This window comes from Polymorphospora sp. A560, assembly GCF_045781765.1.
In the GTDB taxonomy this organism is placed as follows: Bacteria; Actinomycetota; Actinomycetes; order Mycobacteriales; family Micromonosporaceae; genus Polymorphospora; species Polymorphospora lycopeni.
Window position 1 is genome coordinate 2137675 of record NZ_CP122282.1, and the last position, 22625, is coordinate 2160299.

Here is a 22625-nt window from a genome sequence, read left to right on the forward strand (position 1 = left end):
CGGTCACGACCACGCGCGTCGAACCACCACCGGATACGAGACTAGGCCGCGACCGGGACCAGCCGGTGTCACCCAGATGAAGATCATGTTTCGCTCCACCCCACCGGCCACCCCGGACTCACCCCTCCCGCCGCAACCCACCCACGACCTTCTCGGCGACCAACTCGAACGACCGCACCCGGTCCCCGATGTCGTACACCATCGTCGTCAACATCAACTCGTCGGCGGCCGTACGCGCCAACAGATCCGCCAACTGCCGCCGTACCGTCTCCGGCGAACCCACCGCCTGGCCCCGCTGCCGCTCCAACGCGAAGTCCCGCTCCAGATCCGAGTACGGATACGCCGCAGCCTCCTCCGGCGACACCAGCGGCTCCGGCCGCCCCGACCGCAACCGCAGGAACGACAACCCGCTCGGCCCCGCCAACCACTGCGCCCGCTCGTCGGAATCCGCGCAGATCGTGTTCACCGCCACCATCGCGTACGGCTTCTCCAACCACCGCGACGGCCGGAAACTGTCCCGGTACAACGCCAGCGCCGGCTCCGTGTTCGCCGCGCTGAAATGGTGCGCGAACGAGAACGGCAACCCCATCAACCCGGCCAGCCGCGCACTGAACCCGCTCGACCCCAGCAACCAGATCGCCGGCCTGTCACCACCACCCGGCGTCGCACTCGTGCCCCGCCGCCGCTCGCCGTCGAAATAGGCGATCAGGTCCTCCAACTCCTGCGGGAACGCCTCCGCCGACAACCCCTCCATCGTCCGCCGCAACGCCAGTGCCGTCACCTGGTCGGTCCCCGGCGCCCGCCCGATCCCGAGATCGACCCGCCCCGGATGCAACGCCTCCAGCGTGCCGAACTGCTCGGCCACCACCAGCGGCGGATGGTTCGGCAGCATCACCCCACCCGAACCCACCCGGATCGACGACGTCGCCGCCGCCAGATGCGCGATCAGCACCGCCGGCGCCGAACTCGCGATCGCCGGCATGTTGTGGTGCTCCGCCACCCAGAACCGGTGGTAACCGAGCGCCTCGGTACGCCGGGCCAGCTCGGTCGTGTGCCGTAGCGCCTCACCGGCGCCCGCCCCGGCCGCGACCGGGGCAACGTCAAGGACAGACAGGGGTACGTCGAGAGGTACGTCGTTCACACGCCTTGCCAACCCCTCCGGCACCCGGTTTCTTCCGGAACCGGCGCGGTGGATTCCCGCCGCGCCCGTCCCTGACCCCGCCGCGCCCGTCCCCGGCCCCGCCGCGCACGCTTCCGGCCCCGACGTGCCCGTCCCTGATCACCGTGATCAGGGACGGGCACGGGCGACACGCCGGCGACACGCGGGACCAGATCCCCGATCACGCGGACCGTCACGCCTTGGCGCTGTCCGCCATCGGCGGCTCGGCCGGGGCGCTGCCGTTGGCCGGCGTCCCGGCCGGCATGCCCTCCTTCGACAGCTCCGGGGCCGCCATCCGGGTGGTGGTGATCGTCGGCCGGGTCAGCAGCGGCCCCTTCGACTCCGCGCCCGGCACCGGTACGGCCGCCAGCCGCGCCTTCTCCGCCGAGAACTCCGGATCGCTGAGCTTGCCCCGGTCGTGCAGGTCGGCCAGCAGCCGCAACTGCTCGGCGCGGTTCTGCGCCGTGTACTGCGGGCCGTGGTCGGGCTGCCGCACCGGCCGCTCAGGTGCCGGGCCGGCGGCCGCCGCGGTCTCCCGGGCCGGCCGGAAGAGCAGGTAGAGCAGGGTGCCGACGAACGGCATCAGCACCACGGCGATCATCCAGCACGCCTTCGCCAGACCGGACACGTCCGTACGCCGGAAGATGTCGACGATCGCGAAGCCCCAGACCAGCAGCAGCGGTATGAAGATGATCAGTAGCCAGAACGCTTCCCAGAAGCCGATTCCCTCGGACATGGTTTCCCCCTTTGCGTCTACCGCGAAGCTAACGCTGGGCAGTCCGATAGGAGAGGATTATTCACAGATGTCAGGGACGTTGACCCCGGCGCGCCCGCGACACCAGTCAGGACTTCGGCCCGACATGCCGGTCGAGCGCGGCGACCGCGTCCCGGCGGGCCACCGACAGCGAGTCCGGCCGGTTCATCCGCCAGGCGATCCCGAGCAGGTCCAGTGCCCAGCGGCAGAGGCCCAGGATGTCGACCGACCGGTTCGTGAACAGGTATCGCGGATACGAGTACTCGCGACCCGCCCGGCGTACCCGGTTGTCGATCCGGCAGCCGTCGGAGTGGAAGAGGCCGCGCAGGAAGTCGCCCGGCCGGTCCGCGACGACCCGGCGCTGCCACTCGGCGAGCACGATCGGGCGCAGATGCTTCGGTCCGGGGCCGTGTTGGGGCAGCAGGCAGGGCCAGTGCTTCCCGTAGCTCTGGACCGCGACGTAACCCCTACCCTTCTTCGGTACCCGCTGGACCCGGTTGGCGAGTACGGCCAACATCGCCCGCTCGCACAGATCGATCAGTCTGGGGTACGTCTCCGTGCAGGCGATGCTCAGGACCGGAGCCCGCGCGGATGCGACCAGGTGCCCGTCGCCGAGATAGAGGCCCAGCGAATAGGAGTAGGAACCGAGGTCTGGCTGGGGGTTGTCGTCAGGCAGGCAGCGAAAGCAACGTAGGGCTGTGCCGCGGATGGCTCGATCGGGGCGGTCGACACACCAGTGCCAGACGGTGGAGTAGGGCAGCCCAAGCGCTCTTGCCGTGTCTGTCACGGTTCGGCCTGCCAGAAACGCTTGCCGGGCACGAGCGCGTAGTTCGGGTGGATGCACGCTGTTCACTATCGAACATGTGTGCGGTATTTTTGGTGCCGGGAGCGGGACTTGAACCCGCACGCCCTTTCGGGCAGATGCTTTTGAGGCATCCGAGTCTGCCGATTCCTCCATCCCGGCATCCGCCATCCCGGCGGGTGCGACTCACTGTACCCGACTACGCTGATGCGGCAGCATTGAGGCAGCGTTGGATTTGACGATCGTGGGGGTAGGGCTTCGTGGCCGAGACGCAGGCGGGTGCCGAGCGCAGGCGGGTGCTGATCGCCGAGGACGAGGCGCTGATCCGGCTCGACCTGGCCGAGATGCTCGTCGAGGAGGGCTACGACGTGGTCGGCGAGGCCGGCGACGGCGAGGCGGCCGTGCGCATGGCCGAGGAACTCAAGCCCGACCTCGTCATCCTCGACATCAAGATGCCGATCATGGACGGGCTGGCCGCCGCGGAGCGGATCGCCGGCGGGCGGATCGCCCCGGTGATCATCCTGACCGCGTTCAGCCAGCGTGACCTGGTGGAGCGGGCGCGGGCGGCCGGTGCGATGGCCTACCTGGTGAAGCCGTTCCAGAAGAGCGACCTGGTGCCGGCGATCGAGGTGGCGCTGTCGCGTTACTCCGAGATCGCGGCGCTGGAGTCGGAGGTCGCCGGCCTCACCGACCGGCTGGAGACCCGCAAGGTCGTGGAGCGGGCCAAGGGCGCGTTGATGACCACGTACGGGATGACCGAGCCGCAGTCGTTCAAGTGGATCCAGCGCACCGCGATGGATCACCGGATGACGATGCGCGAGGTGGCCGAGCGGATTCTCGCCGAGGGCACCGGGCAGACACCGGCGGCCGGGGCCGGCGAGACGACCGGCGCGAGCTGATCCGGATGGGCCGCCGGCCGGCTCCACGGGGGAGTCGCCGGCGGTTGGTGGCGGCCCTGCTCGCCGGGGTGCTGCTCTGCACCGGCGCGTGTGCCGGCTCGTCGGACGACGACGGGCCAATGCCGGTCCGCTGGCAGCGCGGGACGCTTCCGGTGCCGGACGGGACGCCCGGCCGGGTCGTCGTACGGGACGTGACCGTCTGCGGTGACCGCTGGTACGTCGTCGGCGCGGTGGAGGCGGCGGACGGTGAGACCCGGCCGGCGGCCTGGGTCAGTGCCGACACGGGCACGTGGTCGCCGGTCGGGGTGGCCGCCGAGAGCTTCTACGGCCAGCGGGCGGTGCTGTATTCGGTCGGGTGCCGCGACGGTGTGGTCGCGGTGGTGGGGGCGCGCAGCGGCGGGATGCACGGCAACCCGCGGGTGGTCACCTGGCGGCAGGTTCCGGACGGTTCGCTGGTCGAGGTGCCGGCGCCGTTCGAGTTGTACGGCGGTGCCGAGGCCCGCAATGTCGGCCGGGTCGCCGGTGGTGCCGGTGGTTGGCTGATCGCCGGCAACCGGGTGTCGGGCGCGGCGGTGTGGAGTTCGCCCGACGCGGCCGGGTTCGAGTTGCGGGCCGGGTTGCCCGGGTTGGCGTCGGACGACCGGGGGGTCACCTGGGCGTACGACGTGGCGGCCGGGCCGGCGGGCTGGGTGCTGGCCGGGGCGGTGACGGCGGGGGCGGACGCGGCGGTGGTGTGGGTTTCGCCGGACGCGATGGCGTGGACCCGGGTCGGGTTGCCGGGCGACGGGGCGCGGGAGCGTCCGCAGCGGGTGGTGGTGACGGCGGCCGGGCCGGTGGTGGTCGGGGTGCGTGGGGCGTCGTTCGGGGCGTGGCGGGCGGAGGACGACCGCTGGGGGCGGTGGCGGGCGGTGGGCCGGTTCGGCGCCGGTGGGGCGGGCGGGGCGGTGCAGGCGGTGGCGCCGCTGGCGGCGGGGCTGCTGGTGGTGACGTGGGACGGCGGCCGGCACGGGTTGTGGGTGTCGCCGGACGCGGGGGATTCGTGGCGGGCGTTGTCGGGGCCGGACGATCTGCCGGCCGGCGGTGACCGGTCGGCCGGGGTCGCGGCGTCCGGTGGGCGGGTGGTGCTGGTTGTCGACGACGGCCGGGAGGGGCGGCTGTGGGTGGCGCCGGCGGTGTGACGGCGGGACGGCTGTCGGCCCTGCGTATGGGCGTCATACGCCCTGGAAGTCCGGGTGCGTATTACACGCGTAACATCGATCTGAGCACTGCACGTAACGGTTAGGTCAACGCCACTCGCTAGACCTTACGGGCCGCCCGTGTAGTGGGATAACGTCCCGCCCCAGACCGGGTTAACGGTCGGGCTCCCTCCATGCCGCAAGAGCCAATCGACGGCGGGTGGATCGAGCCGTCGGGATGGAGAAGGGGTTCGGGCCTTGAGGCAGAAGCTCGCGCGGGTGGTCGGTGGCGTGGCCATGATGGCTCTCGTCGCTGGTGCCGCAGCTTGTAGCAGCGGCGATGGCGGCACGGAGGCCGGCGGCGACGCCTGCGGCAACAAGATCGCATTCTTCGGTGCGCTGACCGGCAGTTCGGCGGCGCTCGGCATCAACGAGAACAACGGCGTGAAGCTCGCTGTTGACCAGTACAACAAGGCCAACCCGGACTGCACCGTCGAGCTGGTCCCGCTGGACTCGCAGGGCAGCCCCGACCAGGCGCCGGCGCTGGCGCAGCGCGCCATCGACGACGAGAAGATCCTCGGCATCGTCGGCCCGGCCTACTCGGGTGAGTCGGAGGCCGCTGGTCCGCTCTTCTCCGAGGCCGGTCTGGTCACCATCACCCCGTCCGCGACCCGGCCGAGCCTGGCCGAGCAGGGCTGGAAGACCTTCTTCCGCGCGGTCGGCAACGACCTGAGCCAGGGTCCCGCCGCCGGTAACTACATCAAGAACGTGCTGAAGTCCGACAAGGTCTACGTCATCGACGACCAGTCGGCCTACGGCGCGGGTCTGGCCGACGAGGTCAAGAAGGTCCTCGGCACCGCGATCGTCGGCGAGGACAAGGTCCAGGGCGAGGGCAAGCAGGTCGACTTCTCGGCGGTCATCGCCAAGGTCCGCTCCTCGGGCGCGACGGCCGTGTTCTACGGCGGCTACTACCAGGAGGCCGGCCTGATCCGTAAGCAGCTCACCGCTGCCGGGATCACCGCCACCCTGGTCGCCGGTGACGGCGTCAACGACCCGGCCTACATCACCTCCGCCGGCCAGGCTGCGGCTGAGGGCACGATCCTGACCTGCCCGTGCGCGCCGGCTGCCGAGGCCCGTGGCACCTTCGTCAACGACTTCAAGGCGCTGAACGGCACCGACCCGGGCACCTACAGCGACACGGCGTACGACGCGGCGAACATCCTGCTCGCCGGTATCAAGGACGGTAAGACCACCCGCCCGGGGCTGCTGGAGTTCGTCGGCGGCTACAGCGGTGAGGGTGTCGCGGCGTCCTACAAGTTCACCGAGACCGGTGAGCTGGACCCGGCCCAGGTCAAGGTCTGGGCGTTCAAGGTTGTCAACGGTGCGGTCGTGCCGGACCAGGAGATCCCCAAGTCCTGATGGTCTCCGCGTCTGCGGTGGCTCAGCAGTGATCGCGGGTGCGGCCGGGAGCTTGCGCGCTCCCGGCCGCACCCGACTTTCGTTTCAAGCCTGATGGAGCACCCCCCTTGAACTTCGACGGGTTGTTCTCCAACTTCGGAGAACTGACGACTACCGGCTTGACACAGGGTGCGATCTATGCCCTGGTCGCGCTGGGATACACGCTGGTGTACGGCGTGCTCAGACTTATCAACTTCGCGCACTCCGAGGTCTTCATCGCCGGCGCCTTCGCCGCGCTGTGGACCTGGAGTGCGTTCGGACTCGACCAGAACTCGGTGATCAGCGGGTTCGGGACGATCTTGCTTTACCTGCTGGTCGCGATGGTGGTGGCGGCGCTGGCGTCGGCGGCGACCGCGACGCTGGTGGAGCGGGTGGCCTACCGGCCGCTGCGGAAGCGCAACGCCCCGCCGCTGGCCTTCCTGATCACCGCGATCGGCGCGTCGATCGTGATCGCCGAGGCGTTCGGTGTCTATACCCGGCGGCTGCCGCAGGGGGTGCCGACGATCGTCTCGAACACGCCGGTGATCACCATCGGCGGCGTCGGGATCACCCCGGTGCAGTTGCTGACCGTCGGCGCGGCACTGGTGATGATGGTGCTGCTGGACACGTTCATCAACCGCAGCCGGCTCGGCCGGGGTATCCGCGCGGTCGCGCAGGACCCGAACACGGCGGCGCTGATGGGTGTCAACAAGGACCGGGTCATCATGCTGGTGTTCATCGCCGGTGGCGCGATGGCCGGTGTGGCGGGTCTGCTCTACAACATCCGGATCGGGGTGCTCACCTACAGCGTGGGCTTCCTGCTGGGCTTGAAGGCGTTCACCGCGGCGGTGCTCGGCGGTATCGGCAACCTGCGCGGCGCGCTGGTCGGCGGTCTGCTGCTCGGCCTCGTGGAGAACTACGCGGCCGAACTGTTCGGCTCGCAATGGAAAGACTTCGTGGCCTTCGCCGCGCTGGTCGTGCTGCTGATGTTCCGGCCGACCGGTCTGCTCGGGGAGTCACTGGGGAGGGCACGCGCATGACAACGTTCGTGAACAAGGTGCGCGACGGCAAGGCTGCGATGGCCGAGCGCTGGCACAACGCGCCGAAGTGGGTGCGGTGGGCGGCGATCGGCGCGATCATCGTCTTCTTCTACGCCCTGCCGAACAAGGAGTTCTACCAGTACCTCGGGCCGATCCCGACCACCGAGTCCAACTTCGGGCAGGTGCTGTTCACGGTCTCGATCTACGTGCTGCTCGCGGTCGGGCTCAACATCGTGGTCGGGTTCACCGGCCTGCTCGACCTGGGCTACTTCGGCTTCTACGCCGTCGGTGCGTACACGGTGGCGGTGCTGACCTCGCCGGGCAGCGACCTGAAGACGTTGTGGCCGTGGCTGGCGGCGCTGCCGCTCGCGATCGGTGTCACGATGATCTCCGGGGTGCTGCTGGGTACGCCGACGTTGCGGTTGCGCGGTGACTACCTGGCGATCGTGACGCTCGGCTTCGCCGAGATGATCCGGATCGCGGCGACCAGTTCGGAGTTCCTCAAGGGGCAGCGGGGCATGAACCAGGTTCCGCACCCGCCGGGCAGCTACCCGGACGGTAAGCCGATCTTCGGTGTGCTGGACCCGCGGCCGTACTACTGGCTGGTGCTCACGCTGATCATCCTGGTGGTCCTCGGGGTGCGGAACCTGACCCGTAGCCGGGTCGGCCGGGCCTGGGTGTCGATCCGGGAGGACGAGGACGCGGCGCAGCTCATGGGTGTGCCGACCTTCAAGTTCAAGCTGTGGGCGTTCGCCGTGGGTGCGGCGATCGGCGGTCTGGCCGGTGCGCTGTTCGCCGGTAAACAGAACTTCATCAACTCGCAGAGCTTCGAGCTGCTCAACTCGATCATCATCCTGGCGGCGGTGATCCTCGGCGGCTCCGGCAACATCGTCGGGGCGATCGTCGGCGGTGGCCTGGTGGCCTACCTGATCGAGCGGTTCCGGGGTATCGAGATCCTGGGTGTGCAGCTCTACGAGTACCGGTTCCTGGCGTTCGGCCTGGTCCTCGTGGTGATGATGATCTTCCGGCCGCAGGGCCTGATTCCGAACCGACGAAGAGCGGCCGAGTTCAAGGACCGCCGCAAGGAGGTGATCGTCGGTGGCTGAGCTGGCCAAGGAGGAGGCCGCGGCGGCTCCGGTCAGCCGTGAGCCGCTGCTGGAGGTCGACAACGTCACGCTGCGCTTCGGTGGCGTGGTCGCGCTCAACAACGTGGACTTCACCCTCTACAAGGGGGAGATCCTCGGGCTGATCGGACCGAACGGTGCCGGCAAGACCACCTGCTTCAACGCGATGACCGGCATCTACCGCCCGACCGAGGGCGAGATCCGGTTCCGCGGTGAGAAGGTGACCGGCAAGAAGCGGCACATGATCACCAAGATGGGCATGGCCCGTACGTTCCAGAACATCCGGCTCTTCCCGGAGATGACGGCGCTGGAGAACGTGCAGGTCGGCGCGGACGCGCACCACAAGACCAGCGTGATCTCGGCGCTGTTGCGGCTGCCCCGGCACTGGAAAGAGGAGCGCGAGGGCCGGGAGAAGGCCGCCGAGCTGCTCAAGTTCGTCGGCATCGAGGGTCGTACGCACGAGATGGCCCGCAACCTGTCGTACGGCGAGCAGCGGCGGCTGGAGATCGCCCGGGCGCTGGCGACCGATCCGGTGCTGCTGTGCCTGGACGAGCCGGCGGCCGGCTTCAACCCGGCCGAGAAGGAGGAGTTGCTCCACCTGATCCGGCAGATCCGCGACCGGGGCATCACCGTGCTGCTGATCGAGCACGACATGCGGCTGGTCATGGGGGTCACCGACCGCATCGTGGTGCTGGAGTTCGGAAAGAAGATCGCCGAAGGGCTGCCCGCCGAGGTGCGGGAGAACCCGAAGGTGATCGCCGCATACCTTGGAGTGCCGGACGATGCTGCTTGAGATCGATGATGTCAGCCTGCTCTACGGGCGGATCCAGGCGTTGCACGGCATCAGCCTCACCGTCGACGAGGGCGAGATCGTCGCCCTGATCGGCGCGAACGGTGCCGGCAAGTCGACGACGATGCGGGCGATCTCCGGCATCCGGCCGGTGGCGTCGGGCTCCATCAAGTTCGCCGGTGAGGACATCACCAAGCTGCGGGCCGACCTGCGCGTGCAGCGGGGCCTGTGCCAGGCGCCGGAGGGCCGGGGGATCTTCCCCGGCATGTCGGTGCTGGAAAACCTGGACATGGGCGCCTACACCCGCAAGGACAAGGCCGGCATCGCCGCCGACCTCGACCGGGTGCTGAACCTGTTCCCGCGGCTGGCCGAGCGGCGCAAGCAGTCCGGCGGCACGCTGTCCGGCGGTGAGCAGCAGATGCTGGCGGTGGGCCGGGCGCTGATGAGCCGGCCGAAGCTGCTGCTCCTCGACGAGCCGTCGATGGGTCTGGCGCCGATGCTGATCCAGCAGATCTTCACGATCATCACGGAGATCAACGAGCAGGGCACCACGATCCTGCTGGTGGAGCAGAACGCCCAGCAGGCGCTGTCCCGGGCGCATCGGGCGTACGTCCTGGAGACCGGGCGGATCGTCAAGAGCGGGACCGGCCAGGAACTGCTGCACGACCCGGCGGTCAAGGAGGCGTACCTCGGTGTTGCCTGACCGGCCGCCGAGTTCGCACACATGGGGAGGAACGGGAAACATGAGGATCGGTAACGCGCGGCGGGCGGTGCTCGCCTCGGCGGGCGCGTTGGCGTTGGCGCTGTCGATGGCCGCCTGCGGCGAGCAGGAGAACGAGGGCGGTGCATCGGGCACGAGCCCGGCCCCGTCGACCTCGGTCGACCAGGCGCTGGCCGACCGGGTGCCGGAGGCCATCAAGGCCGACGGCGTGATCAAGGTCGGTACCGACTCGCAGTACCCGCCGGCGGAGTACCTCGACACCGACGGCACGACGGTGATCGGCTTCGACGTCGACCTGTTCAACGCGGTCGCCGCGAAGCTGGGCCTGAAGGCCGAGTACGTGTCGGCGCCGTTCGACGCGCTGCTGCCGGGTGTGACGTCGGGCCAGTACGAGGTCGGCGTGTCGTCGTTCACGATCAACCCCGAACGGTTGCAGACGGTGACGATGGTCAGCTACTTCGAGGCCGGCACCCAGTGGGCCACGAAGGCGGGTAACCCGACCGGGGTCAACCCCGACGACGCCTGCGGCAAGAAGATCGCGGTGCAGACCGGCACGGTGCAGTTCGACGACATCACCGCCCGGTCGGAGAAGTGCGTCACCGACGGCAAGCCGGCGATCACGATCGACCAGTACCAGGCGCAGACCGACGCGACCGCCGCCGTGGTCAGCGGCAAGAACGACGCAACCCTGGCCGACTCGCCGGTCGGGGCGTACGCGGTGAAGCAGACCAACGGCCAGCTGGAGCTGCTCGGCGACATCTACGAGTCGGCGCCGTACGGCTACGCGGTCACCAAGGACCAGCAGGCGTTCGCCGAGGTGCTGCGGGACGCCCTGAAGGCCCTGATCGCCGACGGGTCGTACGAGGCGGCGCTGGCGAACTGGGGTGTCGAGGCCGGCGGCATCGACAACCCCGAGGTCAACGCGTAGCGATGTCGCTCGACAAGATGGAAACCGTACGGGCACGGCCTGAACCGATCAAGGCCGTGCCCGTACGGCATCCGGGGCGCTGGGTCGCGGTGGTCGTCATCGGCGTGCTGACGTCGATGTTCGTGCACCTGCTGGTGACCAACGAGGCGTTCCAGTGGTCGTTCATGGTCGACAACATGTTCCGGCCGCCGGTGATCGCCGGCCTGCGCGGCACGATCGCGCTGACCGTGCTGGCGATGCTGATCGGTGTCGTGCTCGGCACCGTCGTCGCGATCATGCGGCTGTCGGAGAATCCGATCCTGCGCGGCGTGGCGTGGGTCTACACCTGGTTCTTCCGGGCGGTGCCCCGGCTGGTGCTGGCGATCCTCTTCGGCAACCTGGGCATCCTGTGGTCGCGGCTGGAGTTCGGCCTGCCGTTCGACCGGCAGATCGGCGCGCTGTTCGGGGTGGAGAACTTCGAGGCCCGGCTGTTCGGGTTCAGCGCGGTCGACATCCTGAGCGGGTTCGTGGCCGGCATGCTGGCGCTCGGTCTGTCCGAGGCGGCGTACATGGCCGAGATCGTCCGGGCCGGTATCCAGTCGGTCGACCCGGGCCAGACCGAGGCGGCCGAGGCGCTGGGGATGTCCCGGTCGCAGATCCTGCGCCGGATCGTGCTGCCGCAGGCCATGCGGGTGATCATCCCGCCGACCGGCAACGAGACGATCGGCATGCTCAAGGACACCTCGCTGGTGGCGTTCGTGCCGGTGTCGGCCGAGCTGTTCTTCCAGCTCAAGGCGGTCGGCACGCGTACCTTCCAGGTCTTCCCGATGTACGTCGCGGCGTGCCTGTGGTACCTGCTGCTGACCAGCGTCCTGCTGGTCGGCCAGTACTACCTGGAGCGGCACTTCTCCCGCGGCTACGGGCGCGAGGAGAGGGCCCGGATGCGGCTGCGCAACATCGGCGCCGAGAACACCGGCCGGACGACGGGGGCATCGTGACCGAGCTGAGTGGGACCGGGCGGAGCGGTGTGGCCGAGGTGGTGAAGGAAAGCGCGGAGCCCGGGGTGATGGTCCGGGCCGAGCAGGTGCACAAGTCGTTCGGCAGCCTGGAGGTGCTGCGCGGCATCGACCTGACCGTGCGCACCGGCGAGGTGAGCTGTGTACTCGGCCCGTCCGGGTCCGGCAAGTCGACGTTCCTGCGCTGCGTCAACCACCTGGAGAAGATCAACGCCGGCCGGATCTGGGTCGACGGCGAGTTGATCGGCTACCGGGAGCGCGGCGGGAAGCTGCACGAGCTGCGGTCCCGCGAGGTGGCCGCCCAGCGGCGCGACATCGGCATGGTGTTCCAGCGGTTCAACCTCTTCCCGCACATGACGGTGCTGGCCAACGTCATGGAGGCGCCGCTGCGGGTGCGCGGGGAGTCGAAGGCCGAGGTCCGGGAGCGGGCCGAGGCGCTGCTGGCCCGGGTCGGTCTCGCCGACAAGTCCGGCAGCTATCCGGGGCAGCTCTCCGGCGGCCAGCAGCAGCGGGTGGCGATCGCCCGGGCGCTGGCGATGCGGCCGAAGCTGATGCTCTTCGACGAGCCGACCAGCGCCCTCGACCCGGAACTCGTCGGCGAGGTACTGGATGTGATGAAGGACCTGGCCCGCGAGGGGATGACGATGATCGTGGTCACCCACGAGATCGGCTTCGCCCGGGAGGTCGGCGACTCGCTGGTCTTCATGGACGGCGGCGTGGTCGTCGAGTCGGGCGTACCGCGCGAGGTGATCTCGAATCCCCGGCACGAGCGTACGAAGGCGTTCCTGGCCAAGGTGCTGTGAACCGGGCCGCCCGGCCCGCCGTACCGTGGCGGGCCGGGCGGGGCCGGCGCCGTCGGCCGGCCGGCGGCGCGACCGGCCGGGTCGCGGGCGGTTTTCGTCGGGGCCCCGGACTAGAGTGGGCCGACGTGACCGACAACCAGCCCCGACTGCTGTTGCTCGACGGCCACTCGCTGGCCTACCGGGCGTTCTTCGCCCTGCCGGTGGAGAACTTCTCCACCACGACCGGGCAGCCCACCAACGCGGTCTACGGCTTCACCTCGATGCTGATCAACCTGCTGCGCGACGAGAAGCCGACCCACATCGTGGTGGCGTTCGACGTGTCCCGGCGGTCGTTCCGCACCGAGAAATACGCCGAGTACAAGGCGGGCCGCTCGGAGACCCCGGCCGACTTCGCCGGACAGGTGAGCCTGGTCCGCGAGGTTCTCGACGCGCTGCGTATCCCGGTGGTGGAGAAACCCGGCTACGAGGCCGACGACGTGCTCGCGACGCTGGCCTGCCAGGGCCGCGACGCCGGCATGCGGGTGCTGATCAGCACCGGTGACCGCGACGCGTTCCAGCTCGTCGGCGACCAGGTCACCGTGCTCTACCCGCGCAAGGGCGTCTCCGACCTGGCCAGGATGGACCCCGCCGCGGTCACCGCGAAATACGGCGTGGGACCGGACCGCTACCGCGACCTGGCCGCCCTGGTCGGCGAGTCCAGCGACAACCTGCCCGGCATCCCGGGCGTCGGCCCGAAGACCGCCGCGAAGTGGATCAACCAGTACGGCGGGGTCGACGGCGTCGTCGCCCGGGCCGACGAGATCAAGGGCAAGGCCGGCGAGAGCCTGCGCGAGCGGCTCGCCGACGTGATCCGCAACTACGACATCAACTGCCTGGTCTCCGACCTGGAGCTGCCGCTGCGCCCCGAGGACGCGCGCTGGGCGGGCTGGGACCGCGAGGCGGTCCACCAGGTGTTCGACACCCTCCAGTTCCGGGTCCTGCGCGACCGGCTCTACCAGTACCTGGAGGCGGTCGAGCCGGAGGCCGAGGCCGGCTTCGACCTGGCCGGCGAGAAGCTGGCGCCGGGGGCGGTCGGCGCCTGGCTGGTCGACCACGTCGTGGTCGGCGAGCCGACCGGGGTGGCGGTCACCGGCACGTTCGGCCGGGGCACCGGCGCGCTGACCGGGGTGGCGCTGGCCACCGCGGACGGGCCGGCGGCCTGGTTCGACCCGGCGACCCTCGACGCGCAGGACGAGGCCGCCGTGGCGACGTGGCTGGCCGACCCGGAGCGGCCCAAGGTGATCCACGACAGCAAGCCCGCGCTGCTGGCGTTCGCCGCGCACGGCTGGCGGTTGCGGGGCGTCGGGCGCGACACCGCGCTGGCCGCCTACCTGGCCCGCCCCGACCAGCGGTCCTACGACCTCACCGACCTGGCACTGCGCTACCTGCACCGCGAGCTGCGGATCGACACCCCGCAGAACGGGCAGCTCACGCTCGACGGGCTGGGCAACGACAGCGAAATCGAACAGAACCTGATGCTGCGGGCCCGGGCCACCCTCGACCTGGCCGAGGCGATCGACGAGGAACTCGACCGGGACGGCGAGGCGTCGGCCCGGCTGATGGCCGAGGTCGAACTGCCCCTGGTCGAGGTGCTGGCCGCGATGGAGCGGGCCGGGATCGCCGCCGACACCGACTACCTGTCGAACCTCGAGGCGCACTTCGCGGCCGAGGTGAAGGCCGCCGCCCAGGGGGCCTACGCGGCGGTCGGGCGGGAGTTCAACCTCGGCTCGCCCAAGCAGCTGCAGGAGATCCTCTTCACCGAGCTGGGCCTGCCCAAGACCAAGCGGATCAAGACCGGCTACACCACCGACGCCGACGCGCTGCAGTGGCTCTACGCGCAGAACCCGCACCCGGTGCTGGAACACCTGCTGCGGCACCGCGACGTGGCCAAGCTGAAGTCGACCGTCGACGGCCTGCTCAAGTCGGTCTCCGACGACGGCCGGATCCACACCACGTTCCACCAGACGGTCGCCGCGACCGGCCGGCTGTCGTCGACCGACCCCAACCTCCAGAACATCCCGATCCGCACGGAGGAGGGCCGGCGGATCCGGCGGGCGTTCGTGGTGGGGGAGGGCGCCGAGTCGCTGCTCACCGCCGACTACAGCCAGATCGAGATGCGGATCATGGCGCACCTGTCGAAGGACGAGGCGCTGATCGAGGCGTTCAACTCCGGCGCCGACTTCCACGCCGCCACGGCCTCGTCGGTGTTCGGCGTACCGCTGGCCGAGGTCCTTCCCGACCAGCGGCGCAAGATCAAGGCGATGAACTACGGCCTCGCGTACGGCCTCAGCGCCTTCGGCCTCTCCCAGCAACTCGGCATCTCGACCGAGGAGGCGCGCGGGCTGATGGAGGAATACTTCTCCCGGTTCGGCGGCGTGCGCGACTACCTCCAGTCGGTGGTGAAGCGGGCGGTGCAGGAGGGCTACACCGAGACGATCCTCGGCCGCCGGCGCTACCTTCCCGACCTCGTCAGCGACAACCGGCAGCGCCGCGAGATGGCCGAACGGATGGCGCTCAACGCCCCCATCCAGGGCTCGGCCGCCGACATCATCAAGGTCGCCATGCTCCGGGTCGACGCGGCGCTGCGCGACACCGACCTGCGGTCGCGGATGCTGCTGCAGGTCCACGACGAGCTGGTCTTCGAGGTCGCCACCGGCGAACGCGAGCGGCTGGAGACCCTGGTCCGGGCCGAGATGGGGGCCGCCTACCCGCTGTCGGTGCCGCTGGAGGTGTCGGTCGGGTTCGGCACCGACTGGAACAGCGCCGACCACTGACCGTCCGGGCCGGCCGCGCGACGCGCGGCCGGCGTACGGGCTCACCGCAGCGGGTCGTGCCCCCAGTTCATCAGCGAGTGTCGCCAACGGGTGTCGGTGACGTCGCCGTCCGGGCGCTGCGCGAGGTGGCGGTGCACGTAGCCGACCACCTTGCGCATGTGGCTGCGGTCGGCGCCGGTCAGGTCGGGCTTCTTCGTACGCAGCAGGGCGACGATCCGCCGGCCCGATTCGTGCCCGGTCGTCTCGGCCGCGCCGCCCTTGTGCTGCCCGGCCTCCTTCGACGCGTCGGTGCCGAGCCAGTCCTCCAGTTCGCGTGGCGTCATGTTGACCGCTTTCCGGAAGTCGCGGTCGGTTTCCTCGTCGGTGTGCGGCATCCCCCGGCCCTCCCGCCCGGCGCCCCGGCTAGCGCTTCTCCCGGCCGAGTGCCTCCGGCCGGTGTACGGCGTCGCGGCCGGACTTGTCGCTGCGTACCCGGAACTGGGGATGCTCCGGCGAGGCGTCGACGGTACGGCCGGCCGTCTCGGTCCGCTCGTCGATCTCCTCCTCCACGGTGCCGGGCACCGTCACACCGTGGCTGCGCCACGTCACCCGGTCGCCGACCTGGGGCTTTCCCCGTCGTTCCGCCATACCGGCCGGGTACCCGGGGCGGGCTCGTGGAAACGCGGCGGAGCCGGCCACCGGGCCGTCCTCCGCCGCGCGCCGTCCGAGGATCAGCTCTGGTTGCCCGGCACGTTCTTCCAGTCCCGCGGCCGGCTGCCCCGGGGCGCCGGGTCGTGCTGAGCGCCGCTCGACCGGGCCTTCTGCGGCGGTCCGCCGCCGTACCGACCGGGCCGGGCCTGCATGGCGTGCATCAACTCGTCCCGGTCCATCCGGTCGGCGTCGGTGACTCCGGCGTGCCGGGCCTGTTCGGCGAGTTCGGCGGTGCTCATCTGCTGGTTGCGGGCCAACGGTCTCACCTCCGTGTCCGTGCTGCCTGCCCCCTGCGCATACCCGGCCCGGGCCGCGGTGAACGGTCCGCCCGGACGGGCCGCCCCGAAGGGCGGCCGGGACACGGTGGCCGGTGTCAGGCCGTGGGCACGGTGGCCGGTGTCAGGCCGTGCCGGTGGCCGCCGGCTTGTCGCTGACGAAGATGGCGGTGCCGGGGAAGAGCCGGCCGCGCAGCGGGCTCCACTGCCCCCACACGCCCTCGTGCCCGGCCGGCCACTCCGGTTCCACCACGTCGCGTACGACGAAACCCGCCGCGACCAGCTCACGGATCCGGTCGCCGAGGGTGCGGTGCTGTTCGACGTACGTCGGGATGCCGGATTCGTCCTGTTCGACGTACGGGCGGCGGTCGAAGTACGAGTGCACCGCCCGCAGCCCGCCCTCCCCCGGATCGTCGAGGAAGATCCACCGCATCGGGTGGGTGACGGAGAAGGCCCACCGGCCGCCGGGACGCAGCACCCGGTGGACCTCGCGCATGACCGCCCCGGAGTCGGTGACGAACGGGACGGCGCCGAAGGCGGTGCAGACGACGTCGAACGAGCCGTCGCGGAACGGCAGCGCCATCGCGTCGGACTGGACCAGCGGCACGCGTACCCCGGATCTGTCGGCGCCGGCGGCGGCGTGCCGCAGCATGCCGGCGGACAGGTCGGTGGCGACCACCTCGGCGCCCTGGCCGACCAGCCAGCGGGCCACGGCGGCGGCGCCGCAGCCGAGTTCGAGGACACGCCGGCCGCGTACGTCGCCGAGCAGGCGGGCGTCGGACTCGCGCAGCCCCTCCGGGCACCACACGAAGTCGACGTCGCCGAGAAACGGGCCGTGCTCGGCCTGGTAGTCGTCGGCGTCCTGGTCCCACCAGCCCCGGCTGGCCCGCCGGCTCTCCGCGTCGGTCACCGTTCGCCGGGTGACCCTGGATCCCTCGTCCGTCACATCGCAGACCCTAGGGGGCGCGGCGGCGGGGACGGCGCGCGCCGGGCGGGGTGTTTCCCGCCTTTGCCGGAAGGTGAGATGATTGTGTGTTCGCGTCCCAGGATGCGGTCGGACGTCCGTCTAGATCGGCCGGGTAATCGGCCGGGTGGCAATCCGGTGCGAAAAAGAGGGACCCGACTCGTGCCGGGAGGGCTTGCATGCTGTGGTAATGCACACGGTAGGCTAGTCGATGCGCTCGCGGATCGTGTGCCTCGGCAGGGAGCAGGTCCGCGGTCGACGGACATGACGAATGTGGCGTCGACGGATCCGCTGGCGCAAACAGGTCACCGCGACACCAGCCTTGCTGTGACACCCACATCCGACCGGAGCAACCGCCCACATGACGAGCAGCATCGAGGCCACCTCGAGCGCCACCAAGGTCACCGTCGACGACCTCGGTTCCGAGGAAGCCTTCCTCGCCGCGATCGACGAGACCATCAAGTACTTCAACGACGGTGACATTGTCGAAGGCACCGTCGTCAAGGTCGATCGGGACGAGGTCCTGCTCGACATCGGCTACAAGACCGAGGGCGTCATCCCCTCGCGCGAGTTGTCGATCAAGCACGACGTGGACCCCGCTGAGGTGGTGTCGGTCGGTGACCAGATCGAGGCCCTGGTCCTCCAGAAGGAGGACAAGGAGGGTCGCCTGATCCTCTCGAAGAAGCGGGCGCAGTACGAGCGTGCCTGGGGCACCATCGAGAAGATCAAGGACGAGGACGGCGTCGTTCGGGGCTCCGTCATCGAGGTGGTCAAGGGCGGTCTCATCCTCGACATCGGGCTGCGGGGCTTCCTGCCCGCCTCCCTGGTCGAGATGCGGCGGGTCCGTGACCTTCAGCCGTACGTGGGTCGCGAGCTCGAGGCGAAGATCATCGAGCTGGACAAGAACCGCAACAACGTGGTCCTGTCCCGTCGTGCGTGGCTGGAGCAGACGCAGTCCGAGGTTCGCACCGAGTTCCTCAACAAGCTGCAGAAGGGCCAGGTCCGCAAGGGCGTCGTGTCCTCGATCGTCAACTTCGGCGCGTTCGTCGACCTGGGCGGCGTGGACGGCCTGGTGCACGTCTCCGAGCTGTCCTGGAAGCACATCGACCACCCGTCCGAGGTCGTCGAGGTCGGCCAGGAGGTGGAGGTCGAGGTCCTCGACGTCGACCTCGACCGCGAGCGGGTCTCGCTGTCGCTGAAGGCCACCCAGGAAGACCCGTGGCGCCAGTTCGCCCGCACCCACGCGATCCAGCAGATCGTGCCGGGTAAGGTCACCAAGCTCGTTCCGTTCGGTGCGTTCGTCCGCGTCGACGACGGCATCGAGGGCCTGGTCCACATCTCCGAGCTGGCCGAGCGCCACGTGGAGATCCCGGAGCAGGTTGTCCAGGTGGGCTCCGACGTCATGGTCAAGGTCATCGACATCGACCTGGAGCGGCGCCGGATCTCGCTGTCGCTGAAGCAGGCCAACGAGGGCTTCGTCGAGGGCGAGGAGCACTTCGACCCCACCCTCTACGGCATGGCCGCGACGTACGACAGCGAGGGCAACTACATCTACCCCGAGGGCTTCGACCCGGAGACCGGGGAGTGGCTCGAGGGCTTCGACAAGCAGCGCGAGACCTGGGAGACGCAGTACGCCGAGGCGCGTCAGCGCTGGGAGGCCCACACCAAGCAGGTGCAGACCTCCCGGGCCGCCGACGCCGAGGCTGCCGCCAACCCGGCTCCGGCCGGCGGTGGGGCGACCTCGTCGTCCACCCCGGCTCCGGCCCGTCAGGCGGAGGAGCCGGCCGGCACCCTCGCCACCGACGAGGCGCTCGCCGCCCTGCGCGAGAAGCTCGCCGGCGGCAAGTAACCCGTACCGACAGCGGCCCGGCCGCCAGCCCTCCGGGGTTGGCCGCCGGGCCGCTGCCTTTCCCCACCCGCCCCAGCTGTGCCGTCCCGCCCGACCCGCCCCAAGATCCGCGTGATCAGGGATCGAGTCGCGCGTGTCGTCGGCGCGTCGGGCCGCATACTCCCTGATCACGCGGATCTTGGGGGTGAGGGCGGACTCTGGCGAGGGGAGGGCGCGGACCCTCGCGACAGGGGGAGAAGCGCATCCGGTTCACTTGAGACCGTGTTGAATGTGGGGCTTACCGGTGGGATCGGGTCCGGCAAGAGCTCGGTGGCGCGGCGGCTGGCGGAACACGGCGCCGTCGTCGTCGACTCCGACGTCATCGCCCGCGAGGTCGTCGCACCCGGCACCGACGGGCTGCGGGAGATCGTCGAGGCGTTCGGCGCCGGGGTCCTGCAGCCCGACGGCAGCCTCGACCGGCCGGCGCTGGGCGCCCTCGTCTTCGGCGACACCGCCGCCCGCCGCCGGCTGGAGGAGATCACCCATCCCCGCGTACGGGCCCGGAGCCGGGAACTGGCCGCCGCGGCGGCACCCGACGCGGTGCTGGTCAACGACGTACCGCTGCTGGTCGAGGGGGGCCTCGCGCCGACGTACCACCTGGTGGTGGTCGTGGAGACCGACCGCGACATCCGGATCGGGCGGCTGGTCCGCGACCGGGGGATGACCGAGCGGCAGGCGCTGGACCGGATCGCGGCCCAGGCCGACGACGCGCGGCGGCGGGCGGCCGCCGACGTCGTGCTCCGCAACGACGGGGACCTCGCCGACCTGCACGTCGTGGTGGACCGGCTGTGGCGGCGGCTGGTGCCGTACGAGGCGAACGTCCGGCACCGGCGGCGGGCGCCGCGTCCGGCGGACGTGACGCTGGCCGGGCCCGACCCGTCCTGGCCGGACCAGGCCCGGCGGCTCGCCGACCGGATCCGTCACCTCGTCGGCGACCCCGACCGCCGGATCGACCACGTCGGTTCGACGGCGGTGCCTGGGCTGGCCGCGAAGGACGTCGTCGACCTGCAACTGTCGGTGTCGTCGCTGGCCGAGGCCGACTCGCTCGCCGACCGGCTCGCCGACGGCGGCTTCCCCCGACCGCCCGGTGACTGGTATGACTCGCCCAAACCACCGGATCTCGACCCGGCGCGATGGACCAAGCGGCTGCACCTCAACGCCGACCCCGGCCGGCCGGTCAACCTGCACGTACGGGTGACCGGCTCGCCGGGCTGGCGGTGCGCCCTGCTGCTGCGCGACCTCCTGCGCGCCGACGAGGCGACACGCGCCGAGTACCTGGCGCTGAAGCAGGGGCTCGCCGAGCGCTCCGCGACCGTCGACGAGTATGCCGAGGCGAAGGAGCCGTGGTTCGACGTCGCCTACGACCGCGCCCGGCGGTGGGCCGACCGGACCGGCTGGCAGCCGTAACGGTGCCGGCCGGGACCGAACCGGCCGGCGCGATGGTGCCGGCCGGTCGGGCCGGTCAGGCGCGCGGCACCGGGCGTACGTAGGCGACCCGGCCGGGATCGACGTCGAGCTGGGCGAACGCGCCCGTGCGGGTCCGCAGCTCCAGCCGGCGCAGCGCGCCGGAGGAGTCCACCCAGTACCGCAGCCGGCCCTGCCCCGGCCGCGCGCCCGGCTGTCCCGGGCGGCCGACCTCGAAGACGGTGACGGCGGTGCCGTCCACCCGGTCGTCGCGCAGCCGGATCGCCGACCGGCGCAGCGCGGCCACGTCGTCGCGGGCCCCGGTGCCGAGCGCCAGCAGTTCCGTGATCAGCAAGTCGACGTCGAGCGCACCCTGCGCGTCGCCGCGCTGGCGCCAGTCGACGTGGGTCCAGCTCCGGTCGGTCGGTGGCGGCACCGGCGGCTGCCGGTCGGCGGTCACCCGCTGCGGCGCGACCCGGATCGCCGGTCCGGTCCGGTCGGCGCGGATCAGTGCGGTCTCGCCGGGTTTGTCGAGGTCGCCGACGGCGACGTACGCGACGGTGTTGCGCCAGTCGACCAGTCCGGTGCCGCGCAGGTTCGCGATCGGCATGGTCGGCAGGGTGAAGGTCACCTTGCCGCCGCCGAGCGCCCGGTTGCGCTGCCGCATCCGGGACAGCAGGTCGGCCTCCTCGGCGGTGACGGCCCGGGGCTCGACCGGCCGGCCGCCGAGCGCGTCGATCGCGGTGATCCCGGCGCTGTCGGCCCGGTCGAGATGCGCGTTGACCGGCTGATTGCCGGCGAGCAGGGCCTCGAACCGGTGCAGTCGCGCGTCGCCGTCGAGCCAGTAGCGCACCGCGCCGCCCATCGCCGCCAGCGACGTCTCCGCCGGTCGCGCCGACGCCGGCCCGGCGGCCGGGTCGGTGGTCGCCGCCCCGGCGGTACGGGACGCGTCCGCCCCGGCCGACGCCGATCCGTCGGCCGTCCGGCTGCCGGCGGGTGCGGTGGCGCCGGTGGGCGATGGGCCGGCGGCGGACGGGCCGGCGGCCGGTGGCGTCGGGGGCCGGGTGGTAGCGGGGGAGGCCGTCGCGGTCGGGGTCGCCCTCGGCTGGGGTGGCACCGCCGGGCCGAGCAGCACGTCGACCGTGGCTCCGCCGGCCCGGTCCCGGCCCAGCCAGCGGGCCTCGCTGTGCTCGATCAGGTCGGCGGCGTCGGCCCGGTCGTGGGCGATGGCGAAGAGCAGGGCCAGGAACGACTCGACCGGTCCGGCCTCCGGTCCGCTGGCGGTGAACCGCTCGACCCGCCAGCCGTCGGTGGGCGGTACGTCGGGCGGCGCGGCCGCGACCGAGCTCCCGGCCGTGCCGGTGGGGCCGACGGTGCCGACCGCGCCGGTTCCGGCGGGTGGTGCGGTGCCGTCCGGTGCGGTGTCCGCCGACCGGGTGGCGAGGACGCCGGGCATCGCCTGGAGCAGGCCGCGCCGTTCGCCCGCGCCCGGCCCGGACACCGACAGGTACGCCAGCGCGCGGCTCCAGTCGACCCGGCCGATGAGGCGCACCTCGGCCCCGGGGTCGCCGATGGTGGCGCGGACGCCGACCCGGGCCTGCTGGAAGTTGGTCATCCGCATCGTGGCCAGCCGTTGTGCCTCGGCCGTCGACAGCGGCCGGGCCTGCGGCTGGGCCGTCGGCGCGCACGAAACGAGGCCGGTGGCCAGGCCGGCCGCGGATCCGATGGCGATGCAGCCGAGGGCGACCAGGGCGACGATCCGGCGGCGGTCGCCGGTGGGGGAGAACCTCACGCGTGGTTGAACGCCGGTGGCGGGGCGAAGGTGACGTGTGCCCGCGAACGGAATGGGGATGCCCGGGCGGGCGTAGGGGCTGCTCGCGGCGGCCGGTCTGCGCTTGCGCGCGACCGCGTCCGGTGCGCTCGCCGGCGATGTGCCGGGGCTGCAACCACGCGCCGGGTCCGAT

The 22625-nt window shown here is 71.1% G+C and carries 21 protein-coding genes and 1 tRNA gene; 13 read left to right on the forward strand and 9 right to left on the reverse strand.

All coding sequences use genetic code 11. The features are described 5' to 3' along the window. Positions 1-118: 118 nt before the first annotated feature. From QCD66_RS09745 to QCD66_RS09760, 4 genes are all read right to left on the reverse strand, one after another. Complete coding sequence (locus tag QCD66_RS09745) at positions 119-1141, reverse strand: LLM class flavin-dependent oxidoreductase (protein WP_375735941.1); 1023 nt, start codon at positions 1139-1141, stop codon at positions 119-121. Between the two features lie 211 nt (positions 1142-1352). Then, positions 1353-1895 carry a PLD nuclease N-terminal domain-containing protein gene (locus tag QCD66_RS09750; protein WP_375735940.1) on the reverse strand — a complete coding sequence of 181 codons (543 nt, stop codon included), beginning with the start codon at positions 1893-1895 and terminating at the stop codon, positions 1353-1355. Between the two features lie 106 nt (positions 1896-2001). Continuing rightward, a complete protein-coding gene (locus tag QCD66_RS09755) occupies positions 2002-2430 on the reverse strand; it encodes a hypothetical protein (RefSeq protein ID WP_375735939.1) in 429 nt (142 codons plus the stop codon). Between the two features lie 360 nt (positions 2431-2790). After that, positions 2791-2877: transfer RNA gene (locus QCD66_RS09760), tRNA-Leu, on the reverse strand. Positions 2878-2975: 98 nt separating this feature from the next. On the opposite strand from QCD66_RS09760, the gene QCD66_RS09765 reads away from it, so the two are divergent. From QCD66_RS09765 to polA, 11 genes are all read left to right on the forward strand, one after another. Further along, positions 2976-3614, forward strand: coding sequence for a response regulator (locus QCD66_RS09765; protein WP_357540796.1), 639 nt, complete (start codon positions 2976-2978; stop codon positions 3612-3614). A gap of 44 nt (positions 3615-3658) precedes the next feature. After that, the gene (locus tag QCD66_RS09770; protein WP_375735938.1) at positions 3659-4792 is read left to right on the forward strand and encodes a hypothetical protein; all 1134 of its coding nucleotides are present in this window, start codon (positions 3659-3661) and stop codon (positions 4790-4792) included. 255 nt (positions 4793-5047) lie between these two features. Next, complete coding sequence (locus QCD66_RS09775; protein WP_364215485.1) at positions 5048-6208, forward strand: branched-chain amino acid ABC transporter substrate-binding protein; 1161 nt, start codon at positions 5048-5050, stop codon at positions 6206-6208. A gap of 107 nt (positions 6209-6315) precedes the next feature. Next, a complete protein-coding gene (locus tag QCD66_RS09780) occupies positions 6316-7266 on the forward strand; it encodes a branched-chain amino acid ABC transporter permease (RefSeq protein ID WP_364215482.1) in 951 nt (316 codons plus the stop codon). After that, positions 7263-8372 (forward strand): branched-chain amino acid ABC transporter permease, encoded by a 1110-nt coding sequence (locus QCD66_RS09785; protein ID WP_364215479.1) that lies wholly within the window; start codon positions 7263-7265, stop codon positions 8370-8372. Before QCD66_RS09780 ends, QCD66_RS09785 begins: the two co-directional genes overlap by 4 nt. Before the next feature lies 1 nt (position 8373). Next, positions 8374-9183, forward strand: a complete 810-nt coding sequence (locus QCD66_RS09790; RefSeq protein WP_364215627.1) for an ABC transporter ATP-binding protein — start codon at positions 8374-8376, stop codon at positions 9181-9183. Further along, on the forward strand, positions 9173-9883 hold the full coding sequence (locus QCD66_RS09795; protein WP_364215476.1) for an ABC transporter ATP-binding protein: 711 nt from the start codon (positions 9173-9175) through the stop codon (positions 9881-9883). Before QCD66_RS09790 ends, QCD66_RS09795 begins: the two co-directional genes overlap by 11 nt. A 40-nt stretch (positions 9884-9923) precedes the next feature. Beyond that, positions 9924-10829, forward strand: a complete 906-nt coding sequence (locus tag QCD66_RS09800; RefSeq protein WP_375735936.1) for an ABC transporter substrate-binding protein — start codon at positions 9924-9926, stop codon at positions 10827-10829. 2 nt (positions 10830-10831) lie between these two features. Then, positions 10832-11806 (forward strand): amino acid ABC transporter permease, encoded by a 975-nt coding sequence (locus QCD66_RS09805; protein ID WP_375735935.1) that lies wholly within the window; start codon positions 10832-10834, stop codon positions 11804-11806. 68 nt (positions 11807-11874) lie between these two features. Beyond that, positions 11875-12627 carry an amino acid ABC transporter ATP-binding protein gene (locus QCD66_RS09810; RefSeq protein ID WP_375735947.1) on the forward strand — a complete coding sequence of 251 codons (753 nt, stop codon included), beginning with the start codon at positions 11875-11877 and terminating at the stop codon, positions 12625-12627. 125 nt (positions 12628-12752) lie between these two features. After that, positions 12753-15440, forward strand: a complete 2688-nt coding sequence (gene polA, locus QCD66_RS09815; protein WP_375735934.1) for a DNA polymerase I — start codon at positions 12753-12755, stop codon at positions 15438-15440. Between the two features lie 41 nt (positions 15441-15481). Here polA and QCD66_RS09820 read toward each other — a convergent pair whose 3' ends face one another. From QCD66_RS09820 to QCD66_RS09835, 4 genes are all read right to left on the reverse strand, one after another. Then, the gene (locus QCD66_RS09820; protein WP_375735933.1) at positions 15482-15814 is read right to left on the reverse strand and encodes a DUF3140 domain-containing protein; all 333 of its coding nucleotides are present in this window, start codon (positions 15812-15814) and stop codon (positions 15482-15484) included. Between the two features lie 28 nt (positions 15815-15842). After that, a complete protein-coding gene (locus QCD66_RS09825; protein ID WP_375735932.1) occupies positions 15843-16067 on the reverse strand; it encodes a DUF2945 domain-containing protein in 225 nt (74 codons plus the stop codon). An 83-nt stretch (positions 16068-16150) separates the two neighbouring features. After that, complete coding sequence (locus tag QCD66_RS09830) at positions 16151-16396, reverse strand: hypothetical protein (RefSeq protein WP_364215463.1); 246 nt, start codon at positions 16394-16396, stop codon at positions 16151-16153. Between the two features lie 133 nt (positions 16397-16529). After that, positions 16530-17351 carry a class I SAM-dependent methyltransferase gene (locus QCD66_RS09835; protein ID WP_375735931.1) on the reverse strand — a complete coding sequence of 274 codons (822 nt, stop codon included), beginning with the start codon at positions 17349-17351 and terminating at the stop codon, positions 16530-16532. Between the two features lie 379 nt (positions 17352-17730). Here QCD66_RS09835 and rpsA point away from each other — a divergent pair, with 379 nt between their 5' ends. Next, positions 17731-19218, forward strand: coding sequence for a 30S ribosomal protein S1 (gene rpsA / locus QCD66_RS09840; protein ID WP_364215457.1), 1488 nt, complete (start codon positions 17731-17733; stop codon positions 19216-19218). A gap of 261 nt (positions 19219-19479) precedes the next feature. Then, entirely contained in the window at positions 19480-20664 is a 1185-nt protein-coding gene (gene coaE, locus QCD66_RS09845) for a dephospho-CoA kinase (RefSeq protein ID WP_375735930.1), read from the forward strand. Positions 20665-20719: 55 nt separating this feature from the next. Here the strand turns inward: coaE and QCD66_RS09850 are convergent, their stop codons facing one another. Next, positions 20720-22453: a hypothetical protein gene (locus QCD66_RS09850; protein ID WP_407567083.1), complete on the reverse strand. Its 1734-nt coding sequence runs from the start codon at positions 22451-22453 to the stop codon at positions 20720-20722. Positions 22454-22625 lie beyond the last annotated feature (172 nt).